This is a genomic window from Burkholderia sp. HAN2018 (assembly GCF_024704855.1).
Lineage (GTDB): Bacteria > Pseudomonadota > Gammaproteobacteria > Burkholderiales > Burkholderiaceae > Burkholderia > Burkholderia cepacia.
On the sequence record NZ_QOBB01000583.1, the window covers coordinates 1 to 291 of the forward strand.

Here is a 291-nt window from a genome sequence, read left to right on the forward strand (position 1 = left end):
GTTCTCTCAAGCGCCTTAGAATACTCATCTCGCCCACCTGTGTCGGTTTGCGGTACGGTCATCGTTAGACTGAAGCTTAGAGGCTTTTCTTGGAACCACTTCCAATTGCTTCGCTTCCGAAGAAGCTCGCGCCACACCCTTGAATTGCGCACCCGGATTTGCCTAAGTGCCTTCTCCAATGCAGCGACCGGGACTTCCAACACCCGGACAACCTTCCGCGATCCGTCCCCCCATCGCATCTAACAATGGTGCAGGAATATTGACCTGCTTCCCATCAGCTACGCATTTCTG

At 53.6% G+C, this 291-nt stretch carries 1 rRNA gene; it reads right to left on the reverse strand.

Annotated elements, in window-relative coordinates:
- Nucleotides 1-291: ribosomal RNA gene (locus DPV74_RS41910) — 23S ribosomal RNA — on the reverse strand; the annotation flags it as partial.